The following is a 23,996-nucleotide window of genomic DNA, read 5'->3' as shown; positions in this document are numbered from 1 at the left end:
CCGGGCGAGGCTTACGTTTCCGATCCGGGTTCAGTTGAAAACAGTAATCAAGGGGAGAACGGCCATGCAGGTGACCGGAAAAGTCGTGGTTGTCACCGGCGGCGCCAGCGGCATCGGCCGGGCGCTGTGCGAAGCCTTCCACCGTGCGGGCGCGGCCAAGGTCGTGGTCGCCGACATTAATCCGGACGGCGCGCGAACCGTCGCCACGCCGATCAATGGCGCGGCCTTCAAGTGCGATGTCGGCAAGGAAAAGGATGTCCTGCACGTCATCGAGGAGACCGAGAAGCAATTCGGCCCGATAGCGTTGTTCTGTTCCAACGCCGGCATCGGCGGCGGCTTCGATCCGCTGTCCACCAACGCGGGCGGAACTTCGGATGAGCCCTGGTCGCGAAGCTGGGCCGTTCACGTCATGGCGCATGTCTATGCCGCGCGGCACCTGATCCCGCGCATGAAGGCGCGCGGCGGCGGCTATTTCCTCAACACGATTTCTGCGGCGGGACTTCTGTCGCAGGTCGGTAGCCCGGCCTATTCGACCACCAAACATGCGGCCGTGGGCTTTGCGGAGAATCTCGCGATCTCGCACAAGGCCGACGGCATCAAGGTGTCGATCCTGTGTCCGCAGGGCGTCGATACCGCGATGCTCAGGTCGATTCCCAAGGGCCCGCAATCCGGCGACGGCGACCTGTCGGCGGAACAGGTGGCGCAGGATGTGCTCGCGGGCCTGGAGCAGGAAACCTTTGCGATTTTGCCGCACCCGCAGGTGCTGGGTTACATGCGCAAGAAGACGGAGAACTACGATCGCTGGATATCAGGCATGGCGAAGATCCAGGCCAAGATGCGGGAAGCGTATGGGAAGTGAGGGAGGTCTTCCTCCGTCATTGCGAGCGCAGCGAAGCAATCCAGAGCTCGGCAAAGAAAGAATGGATTGCTTCGTCGCAAGTGCTCCTCGCAATGACGCGGAGAGAGGGGCGCCCTAATCCTTCTTCGTGTAAAGCAGCGGCACCGCCGAATCCACCATCACCTCGATCAGGCTGGCACCCTCATGCGCCAGCCCGCGCTTCAGCGCAGCGCCGAGCTCCGATGCCTTGCTGACGCGGACCGCGTGACACCCCATGCCCTCGGCGATTTTCACAAAATCAATGTCGGGCAGTTCGAGGCCGGGCACGTTGCGGACCTGCATCACCTGACTGAACGAGCGCATCGCGCCGTAGCCGGAATTGTTGATCACCACCACCGTTAGCGGCAGCTTGCGCTGGGCCGCGGTCCACAGCGCCTGGATCGAATACATCGCCGAGCCGTCGCCGATCAGGCAGACGGTGCGCACATCGGGACGCCCCAGCGATATTCCGACCGCGGCGGGCAGGCTGTAGCCGAGGCCGCCGCTCGCCATGGTGTAGAAACTGTCCTGGCCGCGCATCGGCATGAATTTCTGCATCGCCGGGCGGTGCGACGGCGCTTCCTCGACCAACGCGGCATCCTTGGGCATGGCGTGGAACAGCGTATCCAGCAGGAATTCGGTGGGGATCGGATCCGCAGCCAAAGGCGCGGGAAGCAGCGCGCGGCCGGCAGGGATCACGCGCTTGGTCTCGGGCAACAGTTCCAGCAGCATCGTCAGCGCCGGCTTCATCGTCGCGACGATACTGGTGCCTGACGGCGTCACCGCCGCCGCGGTCGGATCGTCGGTGATCTGGAAGATCGTGGTGGCGCCATCGAAGATCGCGGCGTGGCCTTCGACATGGAAGGTGAAAATTGGCGCGCCGATCACGACCACGAGGTCGTGGTCGCGCAGCGCGTCGGAAACCTGTCCCGGCGAGGCATGCAAAAAGCCTGCGAATTGCGGATGACGCTCCGGAAACGAACAGCGCGCCGAGAACGGGCTGACCCACACCGCGGCGCGGGCTTTCTCCGCCACGCGCACCATCAGGTCGACGGCCTCCGCGCGATCGACGCTGGGGCCAACGACGAGGGCAGGGCGTTTGCTGTCGGCGAGCGCTGATACCAGCGCCTTCATCGCAGCCGGATCAGGCCCGAGCTCGCGGCTGACCTGGCGCGCCTCGACCGGCTGTGTCGGGCGCGTCCAGTCGTCGACCGGCACCGAGACGAAGGTCGGTCCGCACGGCGGCTGCATCGCGACGTAGTAGGCGCGCGCGATCGCGGCCGGCACGTCCTCGGGCCGCGCCGGCTCGATGCTGTATTTCACGTAAGGCTGCGGAAACTCCGTCGCCCGTTCGGCAAACAGGAACGGCAGCATCGGCATGATCGAGCGCGCCTGCTGGCCGGCGGTAATGACGATCGGCGTCTGGTTGCGGTAGGCGTTGAAGATGTTGCCGAGCGCATTGCCGACGCCGGCGGCGGAATGCAGGTTGACGAAGCCGGCATTGCGGGTCGCCTGCGCATAGCCGTCGGCCATGCCGACCACGGAGGCTTCGTGCAGCCCCAGCACGTAATCGATGTCGTCAGGCCAGTCGCTCAGGAACGGCAATTCGGTCGAGCCGGGATTGCCGAACACTTTCTTGACGCCGAACGCGCGCAGCAGGTTGAAGGTGGCGTCCTTGACGGTGGTGGATTTGGTCTTGGAAGAATTTTGAGACAACGTCGGGCCCTCAGAAAGGGAAACCGTCATTCCGGGATGGTCCGCAGGACCAGACCCGGAATCTCGAGATTCCGGGTTCGATGCTTTGCATCGCCCCGGAATGACGTCAACCCTTCACCACGTCGCCGACCCCTTCATGGTCGGCTGGCCGTCCGAATTGGCGGTCCACAGTTCCAGGCCGGCGCCGGTGTCGTTGGCATTGACCGAGAATTCGCTGCCTTCGAACAGCGGCTGCACGCCGCGATAACCAAGTTTCTTCGGCGCCGCCCCGCCGTGCAGTTTGGCGGCGAACTCCACGATCAGGGCCGCCTGCAGCGGACCGTGGAACACCAGCCCCGGATAGCCCTCGACCTTGGTGACGTAGTCGCGGTCGTAATGGATGCGGTGGCCGTTGAAAGTCAGCGCCGAGTAACGAAACAGCAGCACGGGATCGGCCATGTGGCTTTCGCGGTGCTTTGCGACCGGTGGCGGCGAAGGGGCCTTGGCAGAGGCGGCCGGCGCCGCGCCCGACAGGTCGCGATAGACGATGTCCTGGCGCTCGCGGATCGCAACGCCGCGCGAGGTTGTGATGATGTGCTCGACCGCGACAAAACATAACGCGCCGGTGCTGCCGGTCTTCATGGTGACGTCGGCAATACGCGAGGTACGCTTCGCGTCATCGCCGACGCGCAACGCATCAAGGAATTCGAGTTCGCCGCCGGCCCACATCCGGCGCGGCAGCGGCACCGGCGGCAGGAAGCCGCCGCGGGTTGGATGGCCGTCCGGGCCCAGCTGCGACATCGGAAACACCGGCTGCGCCAGGCACCAATGCGTGGTCCAGGGCGCGGCGTCGCCGGTTTTGGGTTCGCCGATCTCCTGAAACAGCGTCGCGCGCAAACCCTTGACGAGTTGCCCGGTGACGATGTCGGAGGCTTCGGTGGTTTTTCCGATCCAGCCGCGCAAATGATCGAGGTCGAGTTTTTCCGTCATGACGATTTGGCCCGTGCAGAAGCTTTGGGGAGTTCGACGTGCTCGCCGATCGCGGGCACCGCGCCGTAACGCCTGTTCTCGCCGACGAAGATCGCGGCGGGCGCGGCGTAGCTCACCTTGCCCTTCGGCGTATCGACCTCGATGCGGCGCAGATGGGGATGGGTGGCAAGGTCGGCCATGGTGTTGACCTCGGCAAACGCGATGTCGGCGTCGGCCAGCCGCTTCAGGAGATCGACGCGATCCATCGTGGCAAAACTGTCGGCCACGATCTGGTCGGTGACGGCGCGATTCCTGACGCGCTCGACCATGTTGGCCAGGCGGGGATCATTGGGTAGGTCGGGCTGGTCCAGCACCTCGGCGCAGAGCTTCTTCCACTCGCGCTCGCTCTGGATCGAGATCAGGATGCCCTTGCCGTCCTTGGACTGGAATACGCCGTAGGGCGCAATGGAAGGATGCGCCAGCGCCATCCGTTTCGGCGGATTGCCGGCTTCCGAATTGATCAGCGGCACCGCCATCCAGTCGGCCATCACGTCGAACATCGAGATCCTTATATCGGCGCCCTTGCCGGTGCGCCCCCGCGCGATCAGCGCTTCAAGGATGGAAGCATGCGCGGTGGCGCCGGTCGCGATATCGACGACGGAAATGCCGACGCGGGACGGGCCTTCCGGCCCGCCGGTGATCGAGGCGAGACCGCTCTCGGCCTGGATCAGGAGGTCATAGGCCTTGCGGTCGGCGTAAGGGCCGTCATCGCCATAGCCTGATATGGTGCAGCAGATCAGCGCCGGATAATCTTTTCGCAGGCGCTCCAGCGAGAAGCCAAGCTTGTCCATCGAGCCGGGCTTGAGGTTTTGCAGCAGCACGTCGGCGCTCGCGATCAGCTCTTCCATCGCCGCACGGCCCTCCTTGGTCGCGAGATCCACGACGACGGAATTCTTGCCGCGGTTGAGCCAGACGAAATAGCTGCTCTGTCCCTTCGCCGCGGCGTCATAGCCGCGGGCAAAATCACCCTCGGGGCGTTCCACCTTGATGACATGGGCGCCGGCATCCGCCAGCCGCGAGCTGCAAAACGGCGCAGCGACCGCCTGTTCGACGGCGACGACGATCAATCCCTCTAACGGCAGCATTATGTGTTCTCAGTAGGAGCGGGGCATGCCGAGCACGTGCTCGGACACGAACGACAGGATGAGATTGGTCGAGATCGGCGCCACCTGATAGAGCCGCGTCTCGCGGAACTTGCGCTCGACGTCGTATTCCTCGGCGAATGCAAAGCCGCCATGGGTCTGCACGCAGGCATTGGCGGCTTCCCAGGAGGCGTCGGCTGCCAGCATCTTGGCCATGTTGGCTTCGGCGCCGCAATCGAGCCCGGCTTCATATTTGCGGGTGGCTTCCTTCACCATCAGTTCGGCCGCGCGCATCTGCGCATAGGCCTTGGCGATCGGGAACTGAACGCCCTGATTCTGGCCGATCGGACGGCCGAACACCACGCGCTCCTTGGCATAGGCGGTGGCTTTCGCGATGAACCATTTGGCGTCGCCGATGCATTCCGCGGCAATCAGGATGCGTTCGGCGTTCATGCCGGACAGGATGTAGCGGAAACCCTTGCCTTCCTCGCCGATCAGGTTTTCGGCGGGCACCCGCATGTCCGTGAAGAACACTTCTGTGGTGGCGTGGTTCATCATGGTGCGGATCGGGCGGATTTCCAGGCCGTTGCCCTTCGCTTCGCGCATGTCGACGATGAACACCGACAGACCATCGGTGCGCTTCTTGGCATCCTCCTTCGGAGTGGTGCGCGCCAAGAGGATCATGAGGTCGGAATATTCGGCGCGGCTGGTCCAGATCTTCTGGCCGTTGACGATGTAGCCATTGTTGCCGTCGCGCTTGGCAAAGGTCTTCAGCGAGGAGGTATCCGTGCCGCTGGTGGGCTCGGTGACACCGAACGCCTGCAGCCGCAATTCGCCGCTGGCGATCTTGGGCAGCCACTTTGCCTTCTGCTCGTCGCTGCCGTGCCGCAGCAGCGTGCCCATCGTGTACATCTGGGCGTGGCAACCGCCGCCATTGCATCCGGCGCGCTGGATTTCTTCGAGGATCGCGGCCGCCGCGGACAGTTTCAGCCCGGCGCCATTGTATTCCTCGGGGATCAGCACCGAGAGGTAGCCGGCCTGCGTCAGCGCATCGACGAACTCGCTCGGATATTTCATCTCGCGGTCGAGCTTGCGCCAGTATTCGCCGGGGAACTGGGCGCAGAGTTTCGCGACCGCATTGCGGATGTCGGCGTACTCGTCGGGTTGTTCGTGTGCGGTCATTTGAAGTGCCGTCGTTGTGATTGGGGATGGGCTTGCAGTTGTGAAACCACCGTGAAGTCCCTATGCTCAATTGTTATAGCGTATTAACTTGCATTCCAAGATTGGCAAGCATGGATTTCCGACAGCTGAGGACGTTCAGTTGCGTGGCTGAACTCGGAAGCCTCAGCAAGGCCTCCGACACGTTGCGGGTCGCGCAGCCGGCGCTCAGCCGCCAGATCAAGCTGCTCGAACACGAACTGCGCGCCGAACTGTTTACCCGCAACGGCCGCGGCATGGTGCTGACCGAAGCGGGCCGTCTGCTGCTGGCGCGGACCGCCGGCATCGTCCGTCAAATCGATCAAATTCGCGACGATATCCAGTCCTCCGGCGGGCCGCCGTCCGGGCGGGTGGTGCTGGGGCTGGTTCCAACGGTGAGCTGCGTGATCTCGGCGCGCCTCGCCCGCCGCACCGTCGAAAGCTATCCGGGCATCTCGCTTTGCATCGTCGAGAGCTACAGCGGACATCTGATCGAGTGGTTGCACCGCGGCCAGATGGATCTCGCCGTGATCTACGGACCGTCGGCCGATCTGCACCTCACCGTGCAACACCTCGGCCGCGACAAGATCGTCGCCGTCGGCCCGCGCGGTTGCGGGCTGACGCGCAAAAAGCAAGTCGATATCGGCTGGCTGCTGCGGCAGCGGCTGGTGTTGCCCAGTCATTCGCACGGGCTCCGGACGCTGATCGAGCATGCGGCGGCAAAGAAGAAACTGAAGCTCGATGTCCAGGTCGAGGCGGATTCCTTTCGCGTCCTGACCAGCCTGGTCGAGGAGGGCCTCGGATACGCCCTGCTGCCGCCGTCCTCGCTGCGCGCGGAAGTCGCCGACGGCCGGCTGGAAGTCGCCACCATTTCCAAACCGGCGCCGATGCGCGAACTCACCATCGCTTCCCCTATCGAGCATCCCGGTTCGACCGCCATCACGCTCGTCACTGATCTGCTCCGCAAGGAAGTCGAGGCCTGCCGCAAGGAAGGCCTCTGGGATATCCAGGTCGGCTGAACCACTGGCACCTCCGTCATCCTGAGGTGCGCGCTCTTGCGCGCCTCGAAGGATAGACGGCCCGTGGCCCATCCTTCGAGGCTCGTCCAGCGGTGCAAGTGCACCGCTGGGCTCGCACCTCAGGATGACGGCGAGCGCGCTGCTAGCACCAAGCGGCATCACCACCTACGTAACCGCAAACCCCAGATTTTCCCGGAACCGGTTTTTCAGGAACACGCCGTCGCGCGGTGGCAGCGCGCGATCGACATGGCCGGTGGCTATACGAATGCGCGCCAGCCGCGGCCCGGCGTCGATGCGCTGCAGCGTGGGCCGATAATCATTGATGCCCTTGATGTCGGTAATCTCGGTGACCGAGCGAAAGCCTGCGCCGGTCGCGATCACGTCGAGCTGGGCGCCGAGGCCGGAATGGCTGACCTGCATGCCGGTCTCGCCAAAATGGCCGTTGTCGAGAATGACGATGGTCAGATTGCCAGGCGTCTTGGTCGCGATCGTCAGCAGGCTGCCGATCCCCATCAACTGCTCGCCGTCGCCGGTGACGACGGCGACCGGCCGCTTCGGCTGCGCGAGCGCAAGCCCAAGGCCGACCATGCCGGCTCCGCCCATCGCGCCCCACAAATAGAAATTGCCGGGATGCTCACCGGCATCGAACACGTCATAGGATGCCGAGCCGAGCCCGGTCACCAGAAGCAGATCCTTGCGATCGGCGAGCAGTGCCTTGACGGCCTCGCGGCGACCAAGCGTGAAATTCTGGACCATCACTTCGTCTCCGTCCATTTCTTGCGGCCGAGCATACGCTGCGAAATCAGCACCGCGATCTGCTGGTCGCTCTCGAACGCCAGCGAGCAGGCTGCCGAAATAACCTCTTCCGCGTCTTCAGGCCGCTCGAGCCGGAACACGGTGATACCCATGATTTCGAACGCCTGCGGCGTCGCTTTGCCCATCGGGATCTGCCACGGGTTGAATTCGGCCCATTCGCCGCGCATCGTCACCAATGTCAGGAACGGCAGGCGGCAGCTCGCGGCCAGCGAGAACATGTTCACGCAATTGCCGACGCCGCTCGACTGCATCAACAGCACCGAGCGGTCGCCGCCGAGCCAGGCGCCGGCGGACAGCGCAACGCCTTCCTCTTCGGTGGTCAGCACGGTGGTCTGGATCGCGGGATCGGCGTGGGACAGCTCGATCAGCCGGGAGTGGCCGGCATCAGGAACATAGGAGATCTGTGCAACGCCATGCGCTTTCAGCGTCTTGTAGATCTGCAGCGGCCAGCTTTGGCCGGCCTGGGTATCGTCTTTGGTGTCATCGCTGACAGCAACATCGTTCATGGCAGCCTCGGTTCAGGGTCACGTCTCCCGCGTGACCACGCCCAAGGTTTAGCCCAGAAGAGCGCGGTGCGGCCTTCTCATCTGGTTCAAGCTGCCATGCCGCGATGTTATAGGGGCGCCGGTAAAGCCTTTGGCGTTGGTAGCCTCGGCGAGATCAGGCGAATTGAGCTCGTTCAGGAAATCCGCACCGGCAGGGATTCGATGCCGCGCACAAAACTGGAATAGACCCGCTTCGGCTCGCCGACCACCTCGATGCGATCGAACCGCTTCAGCATCTCCTGCCACACGATTTTTAGTTGCAGCTCGGCCAGCCGCATGCCGACGCAGCGGTGAATGCCGAAGCCGAACGAAAGGTGGGTGCGGGGCCGGGCGCGGTCGATGATGAACTCGTCGGGCTTCTCGATGCCCTCTTCGTCGCGGTTGCCGGAGACGTACCACATCACGACGCGGTCACCCTTTGCGATCTTCTTGCCGCCGATTTCGGTATCGACCAGCGCGGTGCGCCGCATATGCGCCAGCGGCGTCTGCCAGCGGATCACTTCCGGCACCATGCTGTCGATCAATGCCGGATTGTCGCGCAGCTTCTGATACTGCTCGGGATGCTCGTTCAGCGCCAGCACCGAACCGCTCATGGTGTTGCGGGTGGTGTCGTTGCCGCCGACGATCAAGAGGATGATGTTGCCCATCAGATTATCGGGGTCCATGTGCCGCGTCGCTTCGCTATGGGCCATCATGGAGAGCAGATCGTTGCGCGGCTCGCTGTTGACGCGCTCATTCCAGAGCTTTGAGAAATAGGCGTAGCATTCGTCCATTTCCTGGCGTCGCTGTTCCGGCGATTCCACAACGCCGCTCTTGGGCAGCGCGGTCGAGACGTCGGACCACCGCGTCAGCTTGCGCCGTTCTTCCCAGGGGAAGTCGAACAGCGTTGCCAGCATCTGGGTGGTCAGTTCGATCGAGACGCGGTCGACGAAATTGAAGGTCTCGTTGCGCGGCAGATTATCCAGCACCTTGCAGGCGCGCTCGCGGATCAGTTTTGCCAGCTCGTCGAGATGCGTCGGCGTGAACATCGGCGACACCGTCTTGCGCTGCGCCGAGTGCCGCGGCTGATCCATCGCGATGAAGCTCGGATAATCATAGCCGGGCGGCACGTCACGGATCGAGATGCCGCCGAGGGTGGAGTCCGAGGAGAACATGCCGTGGTTGGTGTCGACATGCATGATGTCGTTGTATTTGGTCACCGACCAGTACGGCTCGATCGGCGCGTTAGTGCAGTAATGCACCGGCTCTTCCTTGCGCAGCCGCTCGAACCACGGCCACAACGTATCGTTCTGGAACAGCTTTGGCGCACCCGGGTGAAATTCGCTGAGCGGCGTCGAATAGGCCTCCTCGCGCGCGGCGCGCAGGAGCTCTTGTCTGTCGCCTCGGATCGCGGTCAGGACGTTCATCGTAATCCCTGGGTGCAAGGAAACGCAATAGGAAATGTATTAGACTATAACTTGCAGACGCTCGATGCGCAAAGCCCGTGCCGATTTGGGCGGAACTGCTGGCCTAGCCGACGATACGGGCGGGCAGGGTCTCGTAACCCTTGACAAAGCTTGAATAAACCCGCTTCGGCTCATCCATCACCTCGATCTTGTCGAAGCGCTTGAGAATCTCTTCCCAGATAATCTTCAATTGCAGTTCCGCCAGCCGCAAGCCGACGCAGCGGTGGATACCGAAGCCGAAGGAGATGTGGGTACGGGGCCGGGCGCGGTCGATGATGAACTCGTAGGGGCGATCGATCACCTCTTCGTCGCGGTTGCCCGAGACGTACCACATCACGACCTTGTCGCCCTTCTTGATCTGCTTGCCGCGGAACTCGATATCCTCGAGCGCGGTGCGCCGCATATGCGCCAGCGGCGTCTGCCAGCGGATCACCTCGGGAACGAAACTGTCGATCAGCGCGGGATTGTCGCGCAGCTTGCTGTACTGATCCGGATTCTTGGCGAGCGCATAGATGCTGCCCGACAGCGTGTTGCGGGTGGTGTCATTACCGCCGACGATCAAGAGGATCAGGTTGCCGAGGAAATTCTTCGGGTCCATGTCGCGCGTGGCTTCGCTGTGCGCCATCATCGACAGCAGATCGCTCTTCGGCGGCTGGTTGATCCGGTCCTTCCAGAGCGTGGCGAAGTAGGTCGCACATTCCAGGAGCTCGGCCTGCCGCGCCTCTTCGGTGGCGACGAGGCCGCCGGGCCCGGGTATCGTCGTCGCAATGTCGGACCAGCGGGTCAGCTTGCGGCGGTCCTCCCAGGGGAAGTCGAACAGCACCGCGAGCATCTGCGTGGTGAGCTCGATCGAGACCCGGTCGACCCAGTCGAACACTTCGCCTCGCGGCAGATTGTCGAGGCATTCGGCCGACCGCTTGCGGATGTTGATCGCAAGCTGGTCGAGATGGGTCGGCGTGAACATCGGCGCCACGGTCTTGCGCTGCGCCGAGTGGCGCGGCTGGTCCATGGCGATGAAGCTTTCGCGGCGCAGATCGGTTGCGACGTCGCGGATGGTGATGCCGCCGAGATAGGCCGCCGACGAGAACACCGCGTGGTTGGTCTCGATGTCCATGATGTCGTTGTATTTGGTGATCGACCAATACGGCCCGAACATGCTGTCCTTGCAGTAATGCACCGGCGCTTCGCGGCGCAGCCGGTCGAAATACGGCCAGAACGTATCGGTCTTGAACAATTCGGGATCGCCGGGGTCGAACTCGGCCAGCGGCAGCGAATAAGCGCGCTCGCGTGCGGCCTTTTGCCGGGAGTCCAGTTCAATGGAATCCTGGGTGAGTTCGATGGTTCCCTGCATGGAGCGGCTCCCTGATTGTTCTCCGCGCGCCGGGATTCGCCCGGTGGCGGTAGTTTGGGCCGATTACAGCCGTTCGTACGTGCCGGAGCAAGGGACAGTTTTGATGCTTCGGCCGCATTGAACTTTACACCCGGTCGGGTCCGATACGGAGCCGTATCATTCCCCGTGACAAGCGCGCCTGCAGGGGTTAAGGCTTATCCCAATAACGATATTTCGCCGGAGGTCGCCCGACCATGATTCCCAATTCGTACCGGATGTTCAATTTCGATCTCGGTGAAACCGCGGATGCCATTCGCGAAACCGTGTTTGCCTTTTCGAGCAAGGAGATCGCGCCGCGCGCGGCCGAAATCGACAAGAGCAACCAGTTTCCAAGGGATCTCTGGCCCAAGATCGGCGCGCTCGGCCTGCACGGCATTACCGTCGAGGAGGAATATGGCGGCACCGGGCTCGGCTATCTCGAGCACTGCATCGCGGTCGAGGAAATGTCGCGGGCATCAGCGGCGGTCGGTCTTTCGTACGGCGCGCATTCCAACCTCTGCGTCAACCAGATCCGCCGCAACGGCAACGACGCGCAGAAACGCAAATATCTGCCGAAACTGATCTCGGGCGAACATGTCGGATCATTGGCGATGTCGGAGCCGGATTCCGGCTCCGACGTGGTGTCGATGAAGACGCGCGCGGACAAGAAGGGCGACCGCTTCGTGCTGACCGGCAGCAAGATGTGGATCACCAACGGCCCGGTCGCCGACACGCTGGTGGTCTATGCCAGGACCGACGCCAATGCCGGCCCGCGCGGCATCACCGCTTTCATCATCGAAAAGGGCATGAAGGGATTTTCGACCGCGCAAAAGCTCGACAAGCTCGGCATGCGCGGCTCCGATACCTGCGAACTGGTGTTCGACAATTGCGAAGTGCCGGAAGAGAACGTGCTCAGCGAAGTCGGCCGCGGCGTCAACGTCCTGATGTCGGGCCTCGATTATGAACGCGCGGTGCTGGCCGCAGGTCCCATCGGCATCATGCAGGCCTGCATGGACGTGGTGCTGCCTTACGTGCATGAGCGCAAGCAGTTCGGCCAGCCGATCGGCACCTTCCAGCTGGTGCAGGGCAAGATCGCCGACATGTACACCACGATGAACGCCTCGCGCGCTTATGTGTATGCGGTGGCGAAAGCCTGCGACCGCGGCGAGACCACGCGCGAGGACGCCGCCGGCGCCATCCTCTATGCCGCCGAAAAGGCGACGCAATGCGCGCTCGACGCCATCCAGCTGCTCGGCGGCAATGGCTACATCAACGACTATCCGACCGGCAGGCTGTTGCGCGACGCCAAGCTCTACGAAATCGGCGCCGGAACCAGCGAAATCCGGCGCATGCTGATCGGGCGGGAGCTGTTCGACAAGTCAGCGTAAGTGAACCGGATCACACTCCAGCCGACAAATTCGTGTAAACCGACTTGTTGCCCGCTGCCTTGGAGTTGACCCGTGAACGAGATGAGTTGGACCCCGCTCGGGCCGCCATCGCTACCGCCGCTGCCGAAACCGCCGCCGATGCCAGTGGGGTTTTCCGGCAAGCGTGATGAATTCTTTCACCTGGTGAAGCGCGGCGCCGGGCTGGAATTGGTCACGCTGGGCTTCTACCGCTTTTGGCTCACCACCGACGTCCGCCGCCATCTCTGGAGCAATACCCAGATCGACGGCGATGGCGCCGAATATACCGGCCGGGGCCGGGAATTGTTGATCGGGTTCCTGGTTGCACTCGCGATCCTGGTGCCGATCTATCTGGCCTACTTTCTCGCCGGCCTCGAAGCCGAGCATTACAAGGCGTTCGCCAGCATTCCCCTGGTCGCCTTCTTCTATCTGTTCGGGCAGTTTGCGATCTTTCGCGCCCGCCGCTATCGCCTGACGCGCACGGTGTGGCGCGGCGTTCGGTTCTGGATGAGTGGCTCGGGCTGGATCTATGCCTTGCAGGCGTCGCTGTGGGGCCTGCTGTCGATGGCGACCCTTGGCCTGGCGCTGCCATGGCGCACGGCGGCGCTCGAGCGCTACAAGATGCGCCATTCATATTACGGCGATCTGCAGGGAAGCTTCCAGGGAAGCGGCTGGGAGTTCTTCAAACGCGGCTGGTGGCTGTGGTTGCTCGCACCGATGGCATTCCTGATGCCGCTGCTCGCACCCTTCATCTACGGCGCGTTCAAGGCGGTGGAATGGCGCTGGTGGCTGTCCGGCATCCGGATCGGCGGGGTGCGCCTCGAATCGGAATTGCCGCGCAGCCGGCTGATCGGCCTGTACTGGAAGGTGGTCGGCTGGATCGTCCTGCTCGGGTTCGTTTTCACGGTCTACCTCGCAGCTGCCGCGGCGCTGGTTGCCAGCATGAGCGGCGAGGGATTTGGCGAGTTCTTCAAGTCGCAGGAATTTTCGCAGAGCATCCTGTTGCTGGTGCTCGCAGGCATCGGCTACCTGATGTTCGCACTGGCGCTCAACGTCGTGATCCGCGTCTATCTGATGCGCGATCTCTGGGTGCGGGTGTTGGAATCGATCAACATCCACGGCATTGAATTGGTCGCCAATGTTTCGGCAAGGGGTGAACTGGCCAATGCGCTTGGTGAAGGTTTTGCTGATGGCCTCGACGTCGCGGGCTTCTAGCTCATGACTGGTATGGCTATGGATAGCGACGCTCCCGGTACCCCGAAATCGCCATCGGGCGGTTCGGCGATCTATTTCGACGGCAAGTCGAACCAGCGGCGCGCGGTCATGCTGCATTTTGCTGACCGGCTGGAAATCCGCGACGGCGAAACGACCCTTGCTGCATGGGCTTATGCCGATATGCGCCGCGCCGACGGTCCCTCCGGCGTGCTGCGCCTCAGTGCCCTGACGGGACCGGCGCTGGCGCGCCTGGAGGTTCGCGATGCCGCGGTCGCGGCCGACCTGGTCTCCCGTTGCGCAACGCTGGATGACAACACGCCGGGCCGCCGCGGTGTCGCCGCGATCGTCGGCTGGTCGCTCGCCGCCACGGTTTCGATCATCGCGGTGGTATTGTTCGGTGTCCCGCTCGCCGCCGATCGTTTGGCGCCGCTGGTGCCGGAGGCCTTTGAACGGCGGCTCGGCGAGGCCGCCGACAGTCAGGTCAAGACGCTGTTCGACGCCAAGGTCTGCGACAATGCGGCCGGACAGAAAGCCTTCGTCAAGCTGATGACCGCGATACGCGAATCCGCCGGGATGGATACGGCCGTTCAATCCAGCGTGCTGTCTTCGGCGGTGCCCAATGCCTTCGCGCTGCCGGGCGGCAGGGTTTACATGTTCAACGGATTGCTGGCGAAAGCCGAGAACGCCGACGAGATCGCGGGCGTGCTGGCGCACGAACTCGGCCATCACAAGCATCGCGACAACATGCGCGGATTGATCCGCGATGGCGGCACGTCGTTTCTGATCGGGTTGCTGTTCGGCGACATCACCGGCTCCAGCGCCCTGATCTTTGCCTCGCGCTCGCTGGTCACCTCGTCGCATTCGCGCGAGGCCGAGCAGGATGCCGACGGCTTCTCGATCGACGTCATGCACAGGCTGGGCCGGCCGACCAAGCCGATGGGCGAGTTGCTCGTCCGCGTCACCGGCAAGGGAGGCAAGGGCCTCTCCATCATCTCCAGCCATCCGATGAGCGAGGATCGGCTGACGCGGATGACCCGGGAAGACCGGCCGGCCAGCAAGCCGCCGCTGCTGACGCCGGAGGAATGGCGAGCGCTGAAATCGATCTGCGATTCCGATGGCAAGATCTGACGGCTAATTCGGCGGGGCTGGTTATCTTCGCGCGCTTTTCCGCGACCTTGGCACGGCCACCGGCGCGGGCAGGGCATTGGTCGGCTTCAAATCCCACACCGCCTGCATGGCCGAGAAGGCGTGCGAAATCACCGGTTCGTTCCGCCGCGATGTCAGGCAGGCGAAGCTGAGGTCGCAAATCACCGTCACCTTGTCGGCGATCACGAAGTTCCGCTTGCGGGTGATGCGATCGAGGGTGCAGTCGCGCGCGAGGCTGAGGCAGATGCCGGATTCGACGAAGTCGATCATGGCCTCTTCCTGGTCGGCATAGGCCACGCGCTTCGGCAGCGAACCCATGGGGCGAAAGATGTTGTCGAGCAGGCGCCGATGCGCCGAGTGCGGTGGCGTCGCGAGCCACGGCAGGCCGATCAGGTCGGGCCAGTCCTTGCCGATCACCCGGTCGCTCCATTCCGCTGGGGCAATCACCCGGTACGGGTAGCTCATCAGCGGCGCGAGCTGGTACTTTCCGTCGTCGATGTGGCGCTCGGAGAAGCTCGGGAACGACAGGGACTCCGGAGGTGTGGCGTCGACATAATATCCGACGTCGAGGTCGCCCCTGCCGATCTGCGCCAGCACGTCGTCGCTCATGCCGTAGCGCAGGAAGACTTCGGTCTGTTTCAAGGAAGTGGCGAGGCTCCGCACGAAAGGTCCAAGCCGGATGAACTCGGGATCCAGGATCGTGCCGACCCGAAGCGATCCCCGTACCGACTCGCGCAGGGAATCCGCCATCGTCTTGAAGTCCGACGAGGCCGATATCGCCTTGTGCGCCAGCGGCAGCAGGGCGGCGCCGGCTTCGGTCAGGGTAAAGCCGCCCGGTGTTCGGTTGAAAAGCAGCAGGCCGGTACTTTCCTCCAGCCCTTTTAGCTGCAAACTGACGGCCGGCTGGGTCAGGTTCAGCAAACCGGCCGCGCGCGACACAACGCCCTCGCGCGCTACGGTAATGAAGCAGCGCAGGGCCTGGGTACGGGGGAGGTCATTCATTTGAAAAGCTTATACACGATTTCCTTTAACTCATTAGACAAGATTTGCTCCCGCAAGTCACAAGTTTTCGTAGGCAAAACCCAGCGTTGTCGCTGGCCGGAACTCAGATCACGGCGCTTGCCGGCAATTGGGGAGGGCGCGACGGAGAAATTCGCTGACATGATGTGGTGGCCCTGGTCGCGCCGTTTTGCCGGGCTGGCCCGAATCGGCGCGGTAGCCGTAATAGCTGCCCTCATGGCCGGCGTAGTTTCGCCGGCGTCGGCCGACAACTATCCCGAGCGGCCGGTTCAACTGGTGGTGCCCGCCGGGCCCGGAAGCAGCACCGACACCATCATGCGGTCGCTGGCCCAGGTCGCAGCGCCGATGCTCGGCCAGCCGATCGTGATCCTGAACAAGCCCGGCGCCAGCGGCACCATCGGCGTCGGCTTTGTGACGAAGTCCGAGCCGGACGGCTACACCATCGGCGGGGTGCCGAGCGGCGCCATCACCATGGCCCCGCATGTTGCGGCGCAAAGCTTCCAGCAGGCCGACTACCGCATTGTCGCGATGATCACGCAGGCCGCCGGCGTGCTCTGCGTCCACCCGGATTTTCCGGCGAAGAACGCAGGTGAGTTCCTCGCCGAGCTAAAGAACAACCCCGACAAATACACCTATGGTTCGGACGGCGTCGGCGCCTTCGTGCAGTTTTCGACCGCTCGGATTTTTCAACCCGAGGGCATCCGCCAGCGGATCATCCCCTTTACCGGCGCCGACCAGACGGTAACGGCCTTCCTTGCGCGCACCATCGACATTTATGGCGGCGCCATCGCCTCGATCGCGCAATTTGTCGCCGAAGGAAAAGCAAAGTGCCTGCTGCTGACCACGGCGCGGCGCTTTCCGACGCTGCCCGACGTCGAAGGCCTTGATGACGTCAAGATGGCGCCATCCCAGACATTGCTGTGGCGCGCGGTCATCGCGCCACGCGACATCCCTCAGGATCGCTTTGAAAAACTGCGCGACGTTCTGACCCGGGCGGCGCAAAGCCCCGAATTCAAGGCGATGGCGGCCAAGCGCGGCGAGGAGGTCTGGGTGATCAGCGCCGAAGACGCCGCCAAATACGCGCAAAGCGAATTCGTCCAGATGGAGCAACTCGCCAGAGAACTCCGTCTGAAACCGAACTGATGGGAGCGCCGCGATGCCGACCGTCGAAGCCGGTGACGGGACACCGTTGCACTACGCCGTTCACGACTACACCGACCGCTGGCGCAAGGCCCAGACCATCATCCTGATCCACGGCTTCGCCCGCTCGGGCGAGTTCTGGTTCAACATGGTGCCGTATCTGGCGCGGTTCTACCGGGTGATCTGTCCGGACTTGCGCGGGCTCGGACAATCGACGCCGCTGAACGATCCGGCGCACGCGCTCTCGCTTGCTGCCTATGTCGGGGACATCGAGGCGGTGGCCGATCACGCGGGCGCCACGAATTTTCACCTGGTCGGGGAGGCGATCGGCGGCGCGATCACGCTGATTTTCGCCGCCGAGCGGCCGCAGCGCCTGCGTACGCTGTCGGTGCTGGCGCCGGCGGTGTGGGCCAATGACTGGATCCGCAACGCCTATGCGGTCGGCTTTCCGAGCTGGGTCGAGGCCATCAGGGCGCTCGGCGTCGAGGGCTGGGTGCGCAAGTCGAACACGCTGGCGCGGTTTCCCGCCGGTTTCGATCCGGCCTTCATGGACTGGTACGCCAGGGAAGTCGGGAAGGCCGACATCGACGTCGTCGCTGCGATGGTCGAGTTCGCCGGCTCCGTCGACGCCAGGCCTTATCTGCAGAAGATCAAGGCTCCGACGCTCGCACTCTATCCGACCGGCAGCAACATCTCGTCCGCCGATCAGGAAGCCGCGCTGCGCGACAACATCGCCTCCGTGCGCGTGACGCATCTCGATACGCCCTACGCGATGCTGGGAATGCTGCAACCGCGGGCCTGCGCCGAACAGATCCTGAATTTCGTAGGCGCCCATGACGGGCTCGTTTGCCGCGAATAGCCGTTTCGCCAACCATGAATCCGAGCGGTCGGCTGCTGTCCGCCCAGGTGCCTATTCCTGACCCAATTCGGACACCGCATCAGGTACGAAGGGTGCCCAGAAGCAGACGTTAGCCGAGTAGTCCGGTCACTCAATCCGTCGTACAATATGTTGTCGGTTAGGGTGCGAACCATGGTGCAGGATCGGCCAATTCGGGTCGAGCGCAGGTTGTCGGCCATAATGGCCGCCGACGTGGCTGGCTATTCGCGGCTCATGCACAATGATGAAGAAGCTACGCATGCCAAAGTTGCGGCACTTTTGATTGACGCTGTCACCCCCGCAATTGCCGAACGCGGGGGCCGGATCGTGAAGAACACGGGCGACGGGTTCTTGGCAGAGTTTCCGAGCGCGGTCGAAGCGGTTCGCGCTGCTGTCCAGTTCCAGGCCCGCATCAGGGAGCTTACAGTCGATGACTCGGAAGACAGCCGCATTATGTTTCGTGTGGGCATCAACGTCGGAGACGTAATCATCGAACCTCACGACGTTTTTGGAGACGGCGTCAATATCGCGGCTCGACTCGAAAGCATCGCAGAGGCCGGTGGGATCTGGATCTCATCGTCCGCCTACGATCATGTCCAGGACAAGATTCAGGCTGAGTTCATCGATATGGGTGAACAAAGCCTCAAAAACATCGATCGCCCGGTTCGCGCTTTTAGAGTTCTCGACGTTGCGATGCCGCGAAAACCCGAGCTTCCACGTCGGGACAAGTCCTCGATTGCGGTGCTGCCTTTCCAGAACCTTTGTGCGGACGCTGAGCAGGAGTACCTGGCTGACGGCATCGTGGAGGACATCACGATGGCGTTGTCGCTCTTCCGTTGGCTGTTTGTGATCGCGCGAAACTCAAGCTTCACGTACAGAGGCCGGACAGTCGACGTAAGGCAAGTTGGTCGCGAGCTTGGCGTACGCTATGTCCTTGTCGGTAGTGTGCGCAAAGCGGGAAACCGTATACGTATCGCAGGACAACTTATAGACACCGAAACCAGAGCGCACCTGTGGGCCGGCCGTTTCGAGGGTCCGCCCGAAGATATGTTTGACCTTCAGGACCGCGTGACAGAGGGCGTTGTGGGCGCAATCGCCTCCAAATTACAGATTGAGGAGATCAAGCGAGCCAACCGAAAGCCAACCGAGAATCTCCTGGCGTATGATTACTACCTGCGCGGAATGGCCAAGCATGATTTTGAGTCGATGGCCGCCAATCAAGAAGCGCTCCGGCTTTACCGCAAAGCGATCGATGTCGATCCCAAGCTAGCCTGCGCCTACGGCATGGCAGCATGGTGCTACGTGCACCGAAAGGCGCGCGGATGGATGATCGAATCTGTCCGGGAAAGTGCCGAAGCCACGAGTTTGGCTTGGAAAGCAGTGCATCTGGGTAGCGACGATTCCGTGGCATTGTGTATGGGCGGTTATGCACTCGCTTTCATAGCGCACGAGTTCGACGCGGCCGCGACTTTCATGGACCGGGGACTGGAAGCTAATCCGAATCATGCGTCCGCCTGGACGCTCGGTGCGTGGCTGAGGGTATGGAGAGGTGAACCGGATGTGGCGCTCGAACATGTCGCACATGCCGTTCGCCTAAATCCTCGCGATCCCGCTGGTGTTCATGGTGCAGCGGCATATGCGCATTTTCTGTTAGGCGATTACGACAGCGCGTCAGCCTGGGCCGAAACGTCCATGCGTGACAGTCCGCCTTTCCTGCTGCCAATTTGTGCGTATGCGGCAAGCAATGGGCTGGCTGGACGTCTGGAACCGGCACAACACGGCGTGGAGTTGGTACTGAAACACAGGCCCGGTTTGTGCATATCAAACTTGAAAGATCTCGCGTCATTCCGCCGGGACGAGGATTTCGCTTTGTTCAGCGCTGGCCTGCGAAAGGCTGGCCTTCCAGAGTGATCGGAGGCGAAACTTGAACCAGCCCGCCCATGTCCGCTTCGGGTTAATCGCGTCGGCTTGTCCGGACATCATGATTTCTCGCCTTCTCCCGGGAGCGGACATCGTCCACGGCCGGTCGGCATGTCTAGTGCCAACAACCGACATTAGCTATGGTCAGGCATCCTGTTGCAGTGTGGGAACGAATGCTAGTTGGATACAGCCGGGAGACACTGGTTGGCCTCATCGTTGCAAGCTTTGGGGTGGCCTTCATGTTTGAAGGCACGCCGTTATTGCCACGATGCTTCTGCTTCTGGCCTGGGTGCTGGTGATACTGGACGAAGACTTGAAGTCTGGTTGAGCGAGTCAAACATTTTGAACATAGCCTTCGAGCTGTGGCGCGCAGTCCGATGGCCGTAGCGAAGTGACAGCCTGCGCGGGACTTTCGGCACGCGGGCCGGCATTCTGATGATGTTGCCGACCGTCAGCCGGGCTTACTTCGAGTACTCAGCATCCTCACTTGGGCTTCGTTGGGTGCTCCAGCGCAAGGCGAACAGATGGAGTTGGCTGTGACGTTCAACCCCGTTGACATCACGGTGAGCCCACCTATTGAGCTCACAAAAACTCGACGACCGCGCCTAAACCGGCTGCGCCTGCTCGGCAGGCGCGTGATAACACTGGCCCGTGCAGCGACGCTAGTGGCGTTTGCCGCAACTCGCGCATACGCCGCTGACATTGGTAATCTGGCTCCCCCCGGAGCCGCTGCAAACGAGTTTCCCTTACCTCAGCGCCCTGTTGCGCAGATTGTCAGCCCACGCCGCTCTGCCGAAGAGCACCGCGACGCCCTGAATGAAACCGGTCAAATCGCCCGTCTTCTTGAACTAAAGCCAGGCATGACGGTCGGCGACATTGGTGCAGGCAGCGGTTACCACACGGTTAGGATCTCGCGCCTCGTCGGGCCCGGAGGCTCTGTCGTTGCCCAGGACGTTACGCGGGATTACCTCGTCGAGCTCGCCCGCCGAATAGAACGCCTGAAGTTGACGAACGTCAAATTCGCGCTCGGCGAACCACACGACCCGCGCCTGCCCGCTTCCTCGCTGGATGCTGCAATCCTTGTGCACATGTATCACGAGATAGCCCAACCCTATGCCTTCCTCTACAATCTCTCGTCCGCCTTGAAGCGGGGTGCGCGGGTTGGAATTGTCGACCTTGAGCTTCCGACGTCGAAACATGGCACGCCAATAGAGCTCTTGCGTTGCGAACTGACCGCCGTCGGCTATCGCGCGGTCGCCACATATAAGCTCGCAGGGGGCAGCGGATACCTGGCGGTGTTCTCTCCGCCGGAGGGGGCGGGTCGAAAATCTCCCAGGGATATCGTTGCTTGTGGGGATCGTGCCGGCACGCGCTGACCACCCGATGGACGCCGGCAGCCCGCCTAAGAAGCCACTCAAGCGCAATCCGAACAAACGTCGCTGTCGGCATCTCCAAATCGCAAGTTCACCTCGTCGGCATGGGCACGGAAAAACGGCCGGCTTCCAGACTAACGTTTCGGTTCACGAACGCAGGATCCCGGCGCGAGGAGAGGCCGCACCGAGGCCGGTGAGGGTGTCCTGGGCGGAAGAGCGCTCGTTGATCCATGCGACGATCGGGGCATTTGAACCGTGGGCGGGGAAAATGTGACTAACCGCACAGAGCTCGGCGCGGGAACCCAATATCTGCAACGGGATCGATTGCTGGATTGGAAGCACTCCCGTGAAGAACCATTTTCCCCTGCTGGATCCGCTGCGCTTCGGGACAGCCCTCGGCGTCGCCATTTTTCACCAGATGTTCTGGTCCTGGGCCTGGGTCTCGATCGGCGTCCCGGGTTTCGAGCGCCACGTTGCCGCTGATGTTCTGTACCCGTCCGCCGCGCCCTACACCTGGTTCGGCTGGGTGGGTGTCGAAATATTCTTTGTTATTTCCGGTTTTGTCATCGCGAATTCCGCGAGCACGTCTTCACCGAAAGAGTTTCTTCTCGGCCGCGCGCTCAGGCTTTATCCGGCGATCTGGGTTTGCGCCACCGCGACCCTCCTCGTTCTGGTTCTCTTCGGCAGCGGACGAGCATCCGAATACATCGTGCCCTACATCCACGCCATGCTGCTGGTTCCCAAGGGAGTCGTGGGTGAATGGCTCGACGGCGTCTATTGGACACTGGCGGCCGAGATGGCGTTTTACGGGCTCGTATTTTGCGCGATGTGCACGAAGAAGGTCACCCTTCGGCACGTGGCCTTCGGCCTCACCATCTACAGCGCGGTGTTCAACGCCGTCGCGTTGCTGGTGCTGTCAAGCACGACGCCCTCCGACCTGCCCTATCTCGTGATCCTGATGTTCCGGGTGCCGTGCGCGGCATTCCTGTTGACCCATGGCTGCTTTTTCGCGCTGGGCATCTGGCTTTTCATTTCCGCAAACAGAAAATTGACGGCGCTCGAACGGGTCGCCGTCGCCGTCACCTGTCTTTCGGGGGCCGCAGAAATCTACTTTTTTGCCTCTTTCTTCTTGACCTCCATACCCGCCATCTCGGGTCAATCGGCCCTTGTGCCGATCATGGTCTGGGCATCGGCGGTGGGCCTCATTGCCTGGTGCGCGAACAGGAAGAGGCGCTCTGAACCTACCGTCTCGTGTGAAGCGCCGGCTTACTTTAGAACGCTCGGGCTGATCACCTATCCGCTCTATCTCACCCACAACGTCATTGGCACAGCAATCATTCGTGCCCTGGTCAATATTGGCCTGGATGCCACCTCGGCCGTTTGGGTGGAGTTGGGCATGCTTGTCCTGATGTGCTGGCTTATTTGCACGAAGGTCGAGCCGGCCATCCGAGGTGCGATGATGCAAACCATTGCGTATTTCGGACAGCTTCCGGAGAGACTGCCAGCTTCAAAGCGCCCGCGGTTTTCCCGGGGTCTGGGCCTCCGGCTGCCCATGCCGGCAAAGATGACCGTCGCGTCGCAATAGCCGGTGCCTGCCGGACCAGAGCGGGATGAGATCACGATGGATCCTCATCGCGCTTTGGGTTGTTGTTGGAGCATGATAATTCGGAAAAGCGCTTCACACTCTTCCGGATCATGCCTTAGCTTCCTGAACCTGTTGCATCTGCTTCAAGTGAAGAAGCGGACTTCGGCCGATCTCCCTCACACAGAAATTTGCGAGTAAGGCAGGAAGTATCGCATGAAAGTCACCAGGGACATGGTGAACAAGGATTTGCGCGGCAGATATGCCGTTGGGCGTATTATGGCGCGCTCTTTTCACACGAGATGGTTCTCGCTGCTCGTGTTCCGCTTCAGTGGGGCCATCCTGCGGGGAAAAAACATCAGAGGACTTGTCTGCCGAGAGCGGCATATTCCGAGCAGAAATGGTGGATCGCCAATTCGTGTGAGAGTCTATGGGCCAACCGCGGCGATTGGACCACTGCCGGTCATGCTGTATTTGCACGGCGGCGGTTATGTTCAAGGGGTGCCCGAGCAATTCGGCGCAATCATCAAGGACTTCATCGAGACAGAGCCATGCATCATCGTCGCGCCGGATTACAGAAAGGCCGTTGAATCTCCGTACCCGGCCGCATTCAATGACTGCTACGACACCCTGCTATGGGTAAGGGATCACGCGGCCTCCATCGGCGGAAGAACTGACGGATTCATCGTGTCAGGCCATAGCGCGGGCGGAGGGCTTGCGGCGGCCGTCTCGCTCAAGGCTACCGATACCGGCGATGCAAAAATAGCATTTCAAATGCCGCTATACCCAATGATTGATGACCGCCAGAACAGCGCCTCTGCCGTTGGAAACGACGCACCAGTCTGGGATGAAAAAGCTAACAGGCTGGCATGGTCGCGTTATCTCGATGGCGTGAAGAACGTTACGCCCTACGCAGCCGCGGCACGCTGCACAGACTATACGAAATTGCCGCCGACGATCACTTATGTCGGAAGTTTAGAGCCATTTCGAGATGAAACGAAAATCTACGTCGAGAACCTTCGCCGGGCCAATGTTCCGGTTGAATTCGAGGTATTCGACGGCGCTTTTCATGGTTTTGACGTGATGGTGCCAGAAGCTCCCATCAGTAAACGAGCAAATCAGTTTCTAATGGGAAATTTCCAAAAGTTTGCTCAGCGGTATTTCCGCTAGAGCCTTTTCCGTTCCGATGGAATCGGAACGGGGCTCTAGTGTCCTGAACCAAAAGTTCGGGGCATTTTAGACC

The 23,996-nt window shown here is 62.0% G+C and carries 20 protein-coding genes; 11 read left to right on the top strand and 9 right to left on the bottom strand.

Annotation, left to right across the window (positions count from 1 at the left end; all coding sequences use genetic code 11):
• Positions 1–64 precede the first annotated feature (64 nt).
• Entirely contained in the window at positions 65–859 is a 795-nt protein-coding gene (locus JQ629_RS29870) for an SDR family oxidoreductase (protein ID WP_192736602.1), read from the top strand.
• 114 nt (positions 860–973) lie between these two features.
• Here the strand turns inward: JQ629_RS29870 and mdlC are convergent, their stop codons facing one another.
• The 4 genes from mdlC to JQ629_RS29850 form a co-directional block, all read right to left on the bottom strand.
• Positions 974–2,593: a benzoylformate decarboxylase gene (mdlC, locus tag JQ629_RS29865; RefSeq protein ID WP_212415657.1), complete on the bottom strand. Its 1,620-nt coding sequence runs from the start codon at positions 2,591–2,593 to the stop codon at positions 974–976.
• 114 nt (positions 2,594–2,707) lie between these two features.
• Positions 2,708–3,562: an HTD2 family dehydratase gene (locus tag JQ629_RS29860; protein WP_212415656.1), complete on the bottom strand. Its 855-nt coding sequence runs from the start codon at positions 3,560–3,562 to the stop codon at positions 2,708–2,710.
• On the bottom strand, positions 3,559–4,686 hold the full coding sequence (locus tag JQ629_RS29855) for a CaiB/BaiF CoA transferase family protein (protein ID WP_212415655.1): 1,128 nt from the start codon (positions 4,684–4,686) through the stop codon (positions 3,559–3,561). The genes JQ629_RS29860 and JQ629_RS29855 overlap by 4 nt, the downstream gene beginning before the upstream one ends.
• A gap of 9 nt (positions 4,687–4,695) precedes the next feature.
• Positions 4,696–5,865, bottom strand: a complete 1,170-nt coding sequence (locus tag JQ629_RS29850) for an acyl-CoA dehydrogenase family protein (protein ID WP_212001354.1) — start codon at positions 5,863–5,865, stop codon at positions 4,696–4,698.
• Positions 5,866–5,975: 110 nt separating this feature from the next.
• Here JQ629_RS29850 and JQ629_RS29845 point away from each other — a divergent pair, with 110 nt between their 5' ends.
• Positions 5,976–6,899, top strand: a complete 924-nt coding sequence (locus JQ629_RS29845; RefSeq protein WP_212415654.1) for a LysR family transcriptional regulator — start codon at positions 5,976–5,978, stop codon at positions 6,897–6,899.
• A 165-nt stretch (positions 6,900–7,064) separates the two neighbouring features.
• Here JQ629_RS29845 and JQ629_RS29840 read toward each other — a convergent pair whose 3' ends face one another.
• The 4 genes from JQ629_RS29840 to JQ629_RS29825 all read right to left on the bottom strand — a co-directional run bounded on the left by JQ629_RS29840 (position 7,065) and on the right by JQ629_RS29825 (position 11,056).
• Positions 7,065–7,655 carry a thiamine pyrophosphate-dependent enzyme gene (locus tag JQ629_RS29840; RefSeq protein WP_249135372.1) on the bottom strand — a complete coding sequence of 197 codons (591 nt, stop codon included), beginning with the start codon at positions 7,653–7,655 and terminating at the stop codon, positions 7,065–7,067.
• Positions 7,655–8,221, bottom strand: coding sequence for a thiamine pyrophosphate-binding protein (locus tag JQ629_RS29835; RefSeq protein ID WP_212415652.1), 567 nt, complete (start codon positions 8,219–8,221; stop codon positions 7,655–7,657). Before JQ629_RS29835 ends, JQ629_RS29840 begins: the two co-directional genes overlap by 1 nt.
• 173 nt (positions 8,222–8,394) lie before the next feature.
• The gene (locus tag JQ629_RS29830; protein ID WP_212263472.1) at positions 8,395–9,666 is read right to left on the bottom strand and encodes a cytochrome P450; all 1,272 of its coding nucleotides are present in this window, start codon (positions 9,664–9,666) and stop codon (positions 8,395–8,397) included.
• A gap of 103 nt (positions 9,667–9,769) precedes the next feature.
• A complete protein-coding gene (locus tag JQ629_RS29825) occupies positions 9,770–11,056 on the bottom strand; it encodes a cytochrome P450 (RefSeq protein ID WP_212415651.1) in 1,287 nt (428 codons plus the stop codon).
• 233 nt (positions 11,057–11,289) lie between these two features.
• Between JQ629_RS29825 and JQ629_RS29820 the strand changes: the two genes are divergently transcribed.
• The 3 genes from JQ629_RS29820 (at position 11,290) to JQ629_RS29810 (ending at position 14,823) form a co-directional block, all read left to right on the top strand.
• The gene (locus JQ629_RS29820; protein WP_212415650.1) at positions 11,290–12,462 is read left to right on the top strand and encodes an isovaleryl-CoA dehydrogenase; all 1,173 of its coding nucleotides are present in this window, start codon (positions 11,290–11,292) and stop codon (positions 12,460–12,462) included.
• Between the two features lie 72 nt (positions 12,463–12,534).
• Positions 12,535–13,695, top strand: a complete 1,161-nt coding sequence (locus JQ629_RS29815) for a DUF898 family protein (RefSeq protein WP_349631346.1) — start codon at positions 12,535–12,537, stop codon at positions 13,693–13,695.
• A 3-nt stretch (positions 13,696–13,698) separates the two neighbouring features.
• On the top strand, positions 13,699–14,823 hold the full coding sequence (locus JQ629_RS29810; protein ID WP_502753450.1) for a M48 family metallopeptidase: 1,125 nt from the start codon (positions 13,699–13,701) through the stop codon (positions 14,821–14,823).
• 21 nt (positions 14,824–14,844) lie between these two features.
• Here JQ629_RS29810 and JQ629_RS29805 read toward each other — a convergent pair whose 3' ends face one another.
• Positions 14,845–15,843, bottom strand: coding sequence for a LysR family transcriptional regulator (locus tag JQ629_RS29805; protein WP_212415649.1), 999 nt, complete (start codon positions 15,841–15,843; stop codon positions 14,845–14,847).
• A gap of 159 nt (positions 15,844–16,002) precedes the next feature.
• On the opposite strand from JQ629_RS29805, the gene JQ629_RS29800 reads away from it, so the two are divergent.
• The 6 genes from JQ629_RS29800 to JQ629_RS29775 all read left to right on the top strand — a co-directional run bounded on the left by JQ629_RS29800 (position 16,003) and on the right by JQ629_RS29775 (position 23,923).
• Complete coding sequence (locus tag JQ629_RS29800; RefSeq protein WP_212415648.1) at positions 16,003–17,004, top strand: Bug family tripartite tricarboxylate transporter substrate binding protein; 1,002 nt, start codon at positions 16,003–16,005, stop codon at positions 17,002–17,004.
• 13 nt (positions 17,005–17,017) lie between these two features.
• Positions 17,018–17,860: an alpha/beta fold hydrolase gene (locus JQ629_RS29795; protein WP_212415647.1), complete on the top strand. Its 843-nt coding sequence runs from the start codon at positions 17,018–17,020 to the stop codon at positions 17,858–17,860.
• A 171-nt stretch (positions 17,861–18,031) separates the two neighbouring features.
• Entirely contained in the window at positions 18,032–19,789 is a 1,758-nt protein-coding gene (locus JQ629_RS29790) for an adenylate/guanylate cyclase domain-containing protein (protein WP_249135370.1), read from the top strand.
• Between the two features lie 674 nt (positions 19,790–20,463).
• Entirely contained in the window at positions 20,464–21,174 is a 711-nt protein-coding gene (locus JQ629_RS29785) for a class I SAM-dependent methyltransferase (protein WP_502753463.1), read from the top strand.
• 343 nt (positions 21,175–21,517) lie between these two features.
• Positions 21,518–22,756: an acyltransferase family protein gene (locus JQ629_RS29780; RefSeq protein ID WP_349631345.1), complete on the top strand. Its 1,239-nt coding sequence runs from the start codon at positions 21,518–21,520 to the stop codon at positions 22,754–22,756.
• Between the two features lie 213 nt (positions 22,757–22,969).
• The gene (locus tag JQ629_RS29775; RefSeq protein WP_212415645.1) at positions 22,970–23,923 is read left to right on the top strand and encodes an alpha/beta hydrolase; all 954 of its coding nucleotides are present in this window, start codon (positions 22,970–22,972) and stop codon (positions 23,921–23,923) included.
• Positions 23,924–23,996: the final 73 nt, after the last annotated feature.

Origin of the sequence: Bradyrhizobium sp. AUGA SZCCT0222 (assembly GCF_018130205.1) — a bacterium.
Lineage (GTDB): Bacteria > Pseudomonadota > Alphaproteobacteria > Rhizobiales > Xanthobacteraceae > Bradyrhizobium.
The sequence above is the reverse complement of the archived record's forward strand: the minus strand, read 5'-3'. Positions and strand labels throughout refer to the sequence as shown.

Coding starts and splice junctions, on each gene's coding strand:
- JQ629_RS29870 (WP_192736602.1), top strand. CDS start 65: ATGCAGGTGACCGGAAAAGTCGTGGTTGTCACCGGCGGCGCCAGCGGC.
- JQ629_RS29860 (WP_212415656.1), bottom strand. CDS start 3,562: ATGACGGAAAAACTCGACCTCGATCATTTGCGCGGCTGGATCGGAAAA.
- JQ629_RS29855 (WP_212415655.1), bottom strand. CDS start 4,686: ATGCTGCCGTTAGAGGGATTGATCGTCGTCGCCGTCGAACAGGCGGTC.
- JQ629_RS29850 (WP_212001354.1), bottom strand. CDS start 5,865: ATGACCGCACACGAACAACCCGACGAGTACGCCGACATCCGCAATGCG.
- JQ629_RS29845 (WP_212415654.1), top strand. CDS start 5,976: ATGGATTTCCGACAGCTGAGGACGTTCAGTTGCGTGGCTGAACTCGGA.
- JQ629_RS29840 (WP_249135372.1), bottom strand. CDS start 7,655: ATGGTCCAGAATTTCACGCTTGGTCGCCGCGAGGCCGTCAAGGCACTG.
- JQ629_RS29835 (WP_212415652.1), bottom strand. CDS start 8,221: ATGAACGATGTTGCTGTCAGCGATGACACCAAAGACGATACCCAGGCC.
- JQ629_RS29830 (WP_212263472.1), bottom strand. CDS start 9,666: ATGAACGTCCTGACCGCGATCCGAGGCGACAGACAAGAGCTCCTGCGC.
- JQ629_RS29825 (WP_212415651.1), bottom strand. CDS start 11,056: ATGCAGGGAACCATCGAACTCACCCAGGATTCCATTGAACTGGACTCC.
- JQ629_RS29820 (WP_212415650.1), top strand. CDS start 11,290: ATGATTCCCAATTCGTACCGGATGTTCAATTTCGATCTCGGTGAAACC.
- JQ629_RS29810 (WP_502753450.1), top strand. CDS start 13,699: ATGACTGGTATGGCTATGGATAGCGACGCTCCCGGTACCCCGAAATCG.
- JQ629_RS29805 (WP_212415649.1), bottom strand. CDS start 15,843: ATGAATGACCTCCCCCGTACCCAGGCCCTGCGCTGCTTCATTACCGTA.
- JQ629_RS29800 (WP_212415648.1), top strand. CDS start 16,003: ATGATGTGGTGGCCCTGGTCGCGCCGTTTTGCCGGGCTGGCCCGAATC.
- JQ629_RS29795 (WP_212415647.1), top strand. CDS start 17,018: ATGCCGACCGTCGAAGCCGGTGACGGGACACCGTTGCACTACGCCGTT.
- JQ629_RS29790 (WP_249135370.1), top strand. CDS start 18,032: ATGGTGCAGGATCGGCCAATTCGGGTCGAGCGCAGGTTGTCGGCCATA.
- JQ629_RS29775 (WP_212415645.1), top strand. CDS start 22,970: ATGAAAGTCACCAGGGACATGGTGAACAAGGATTTGCGCGGCAGATAT.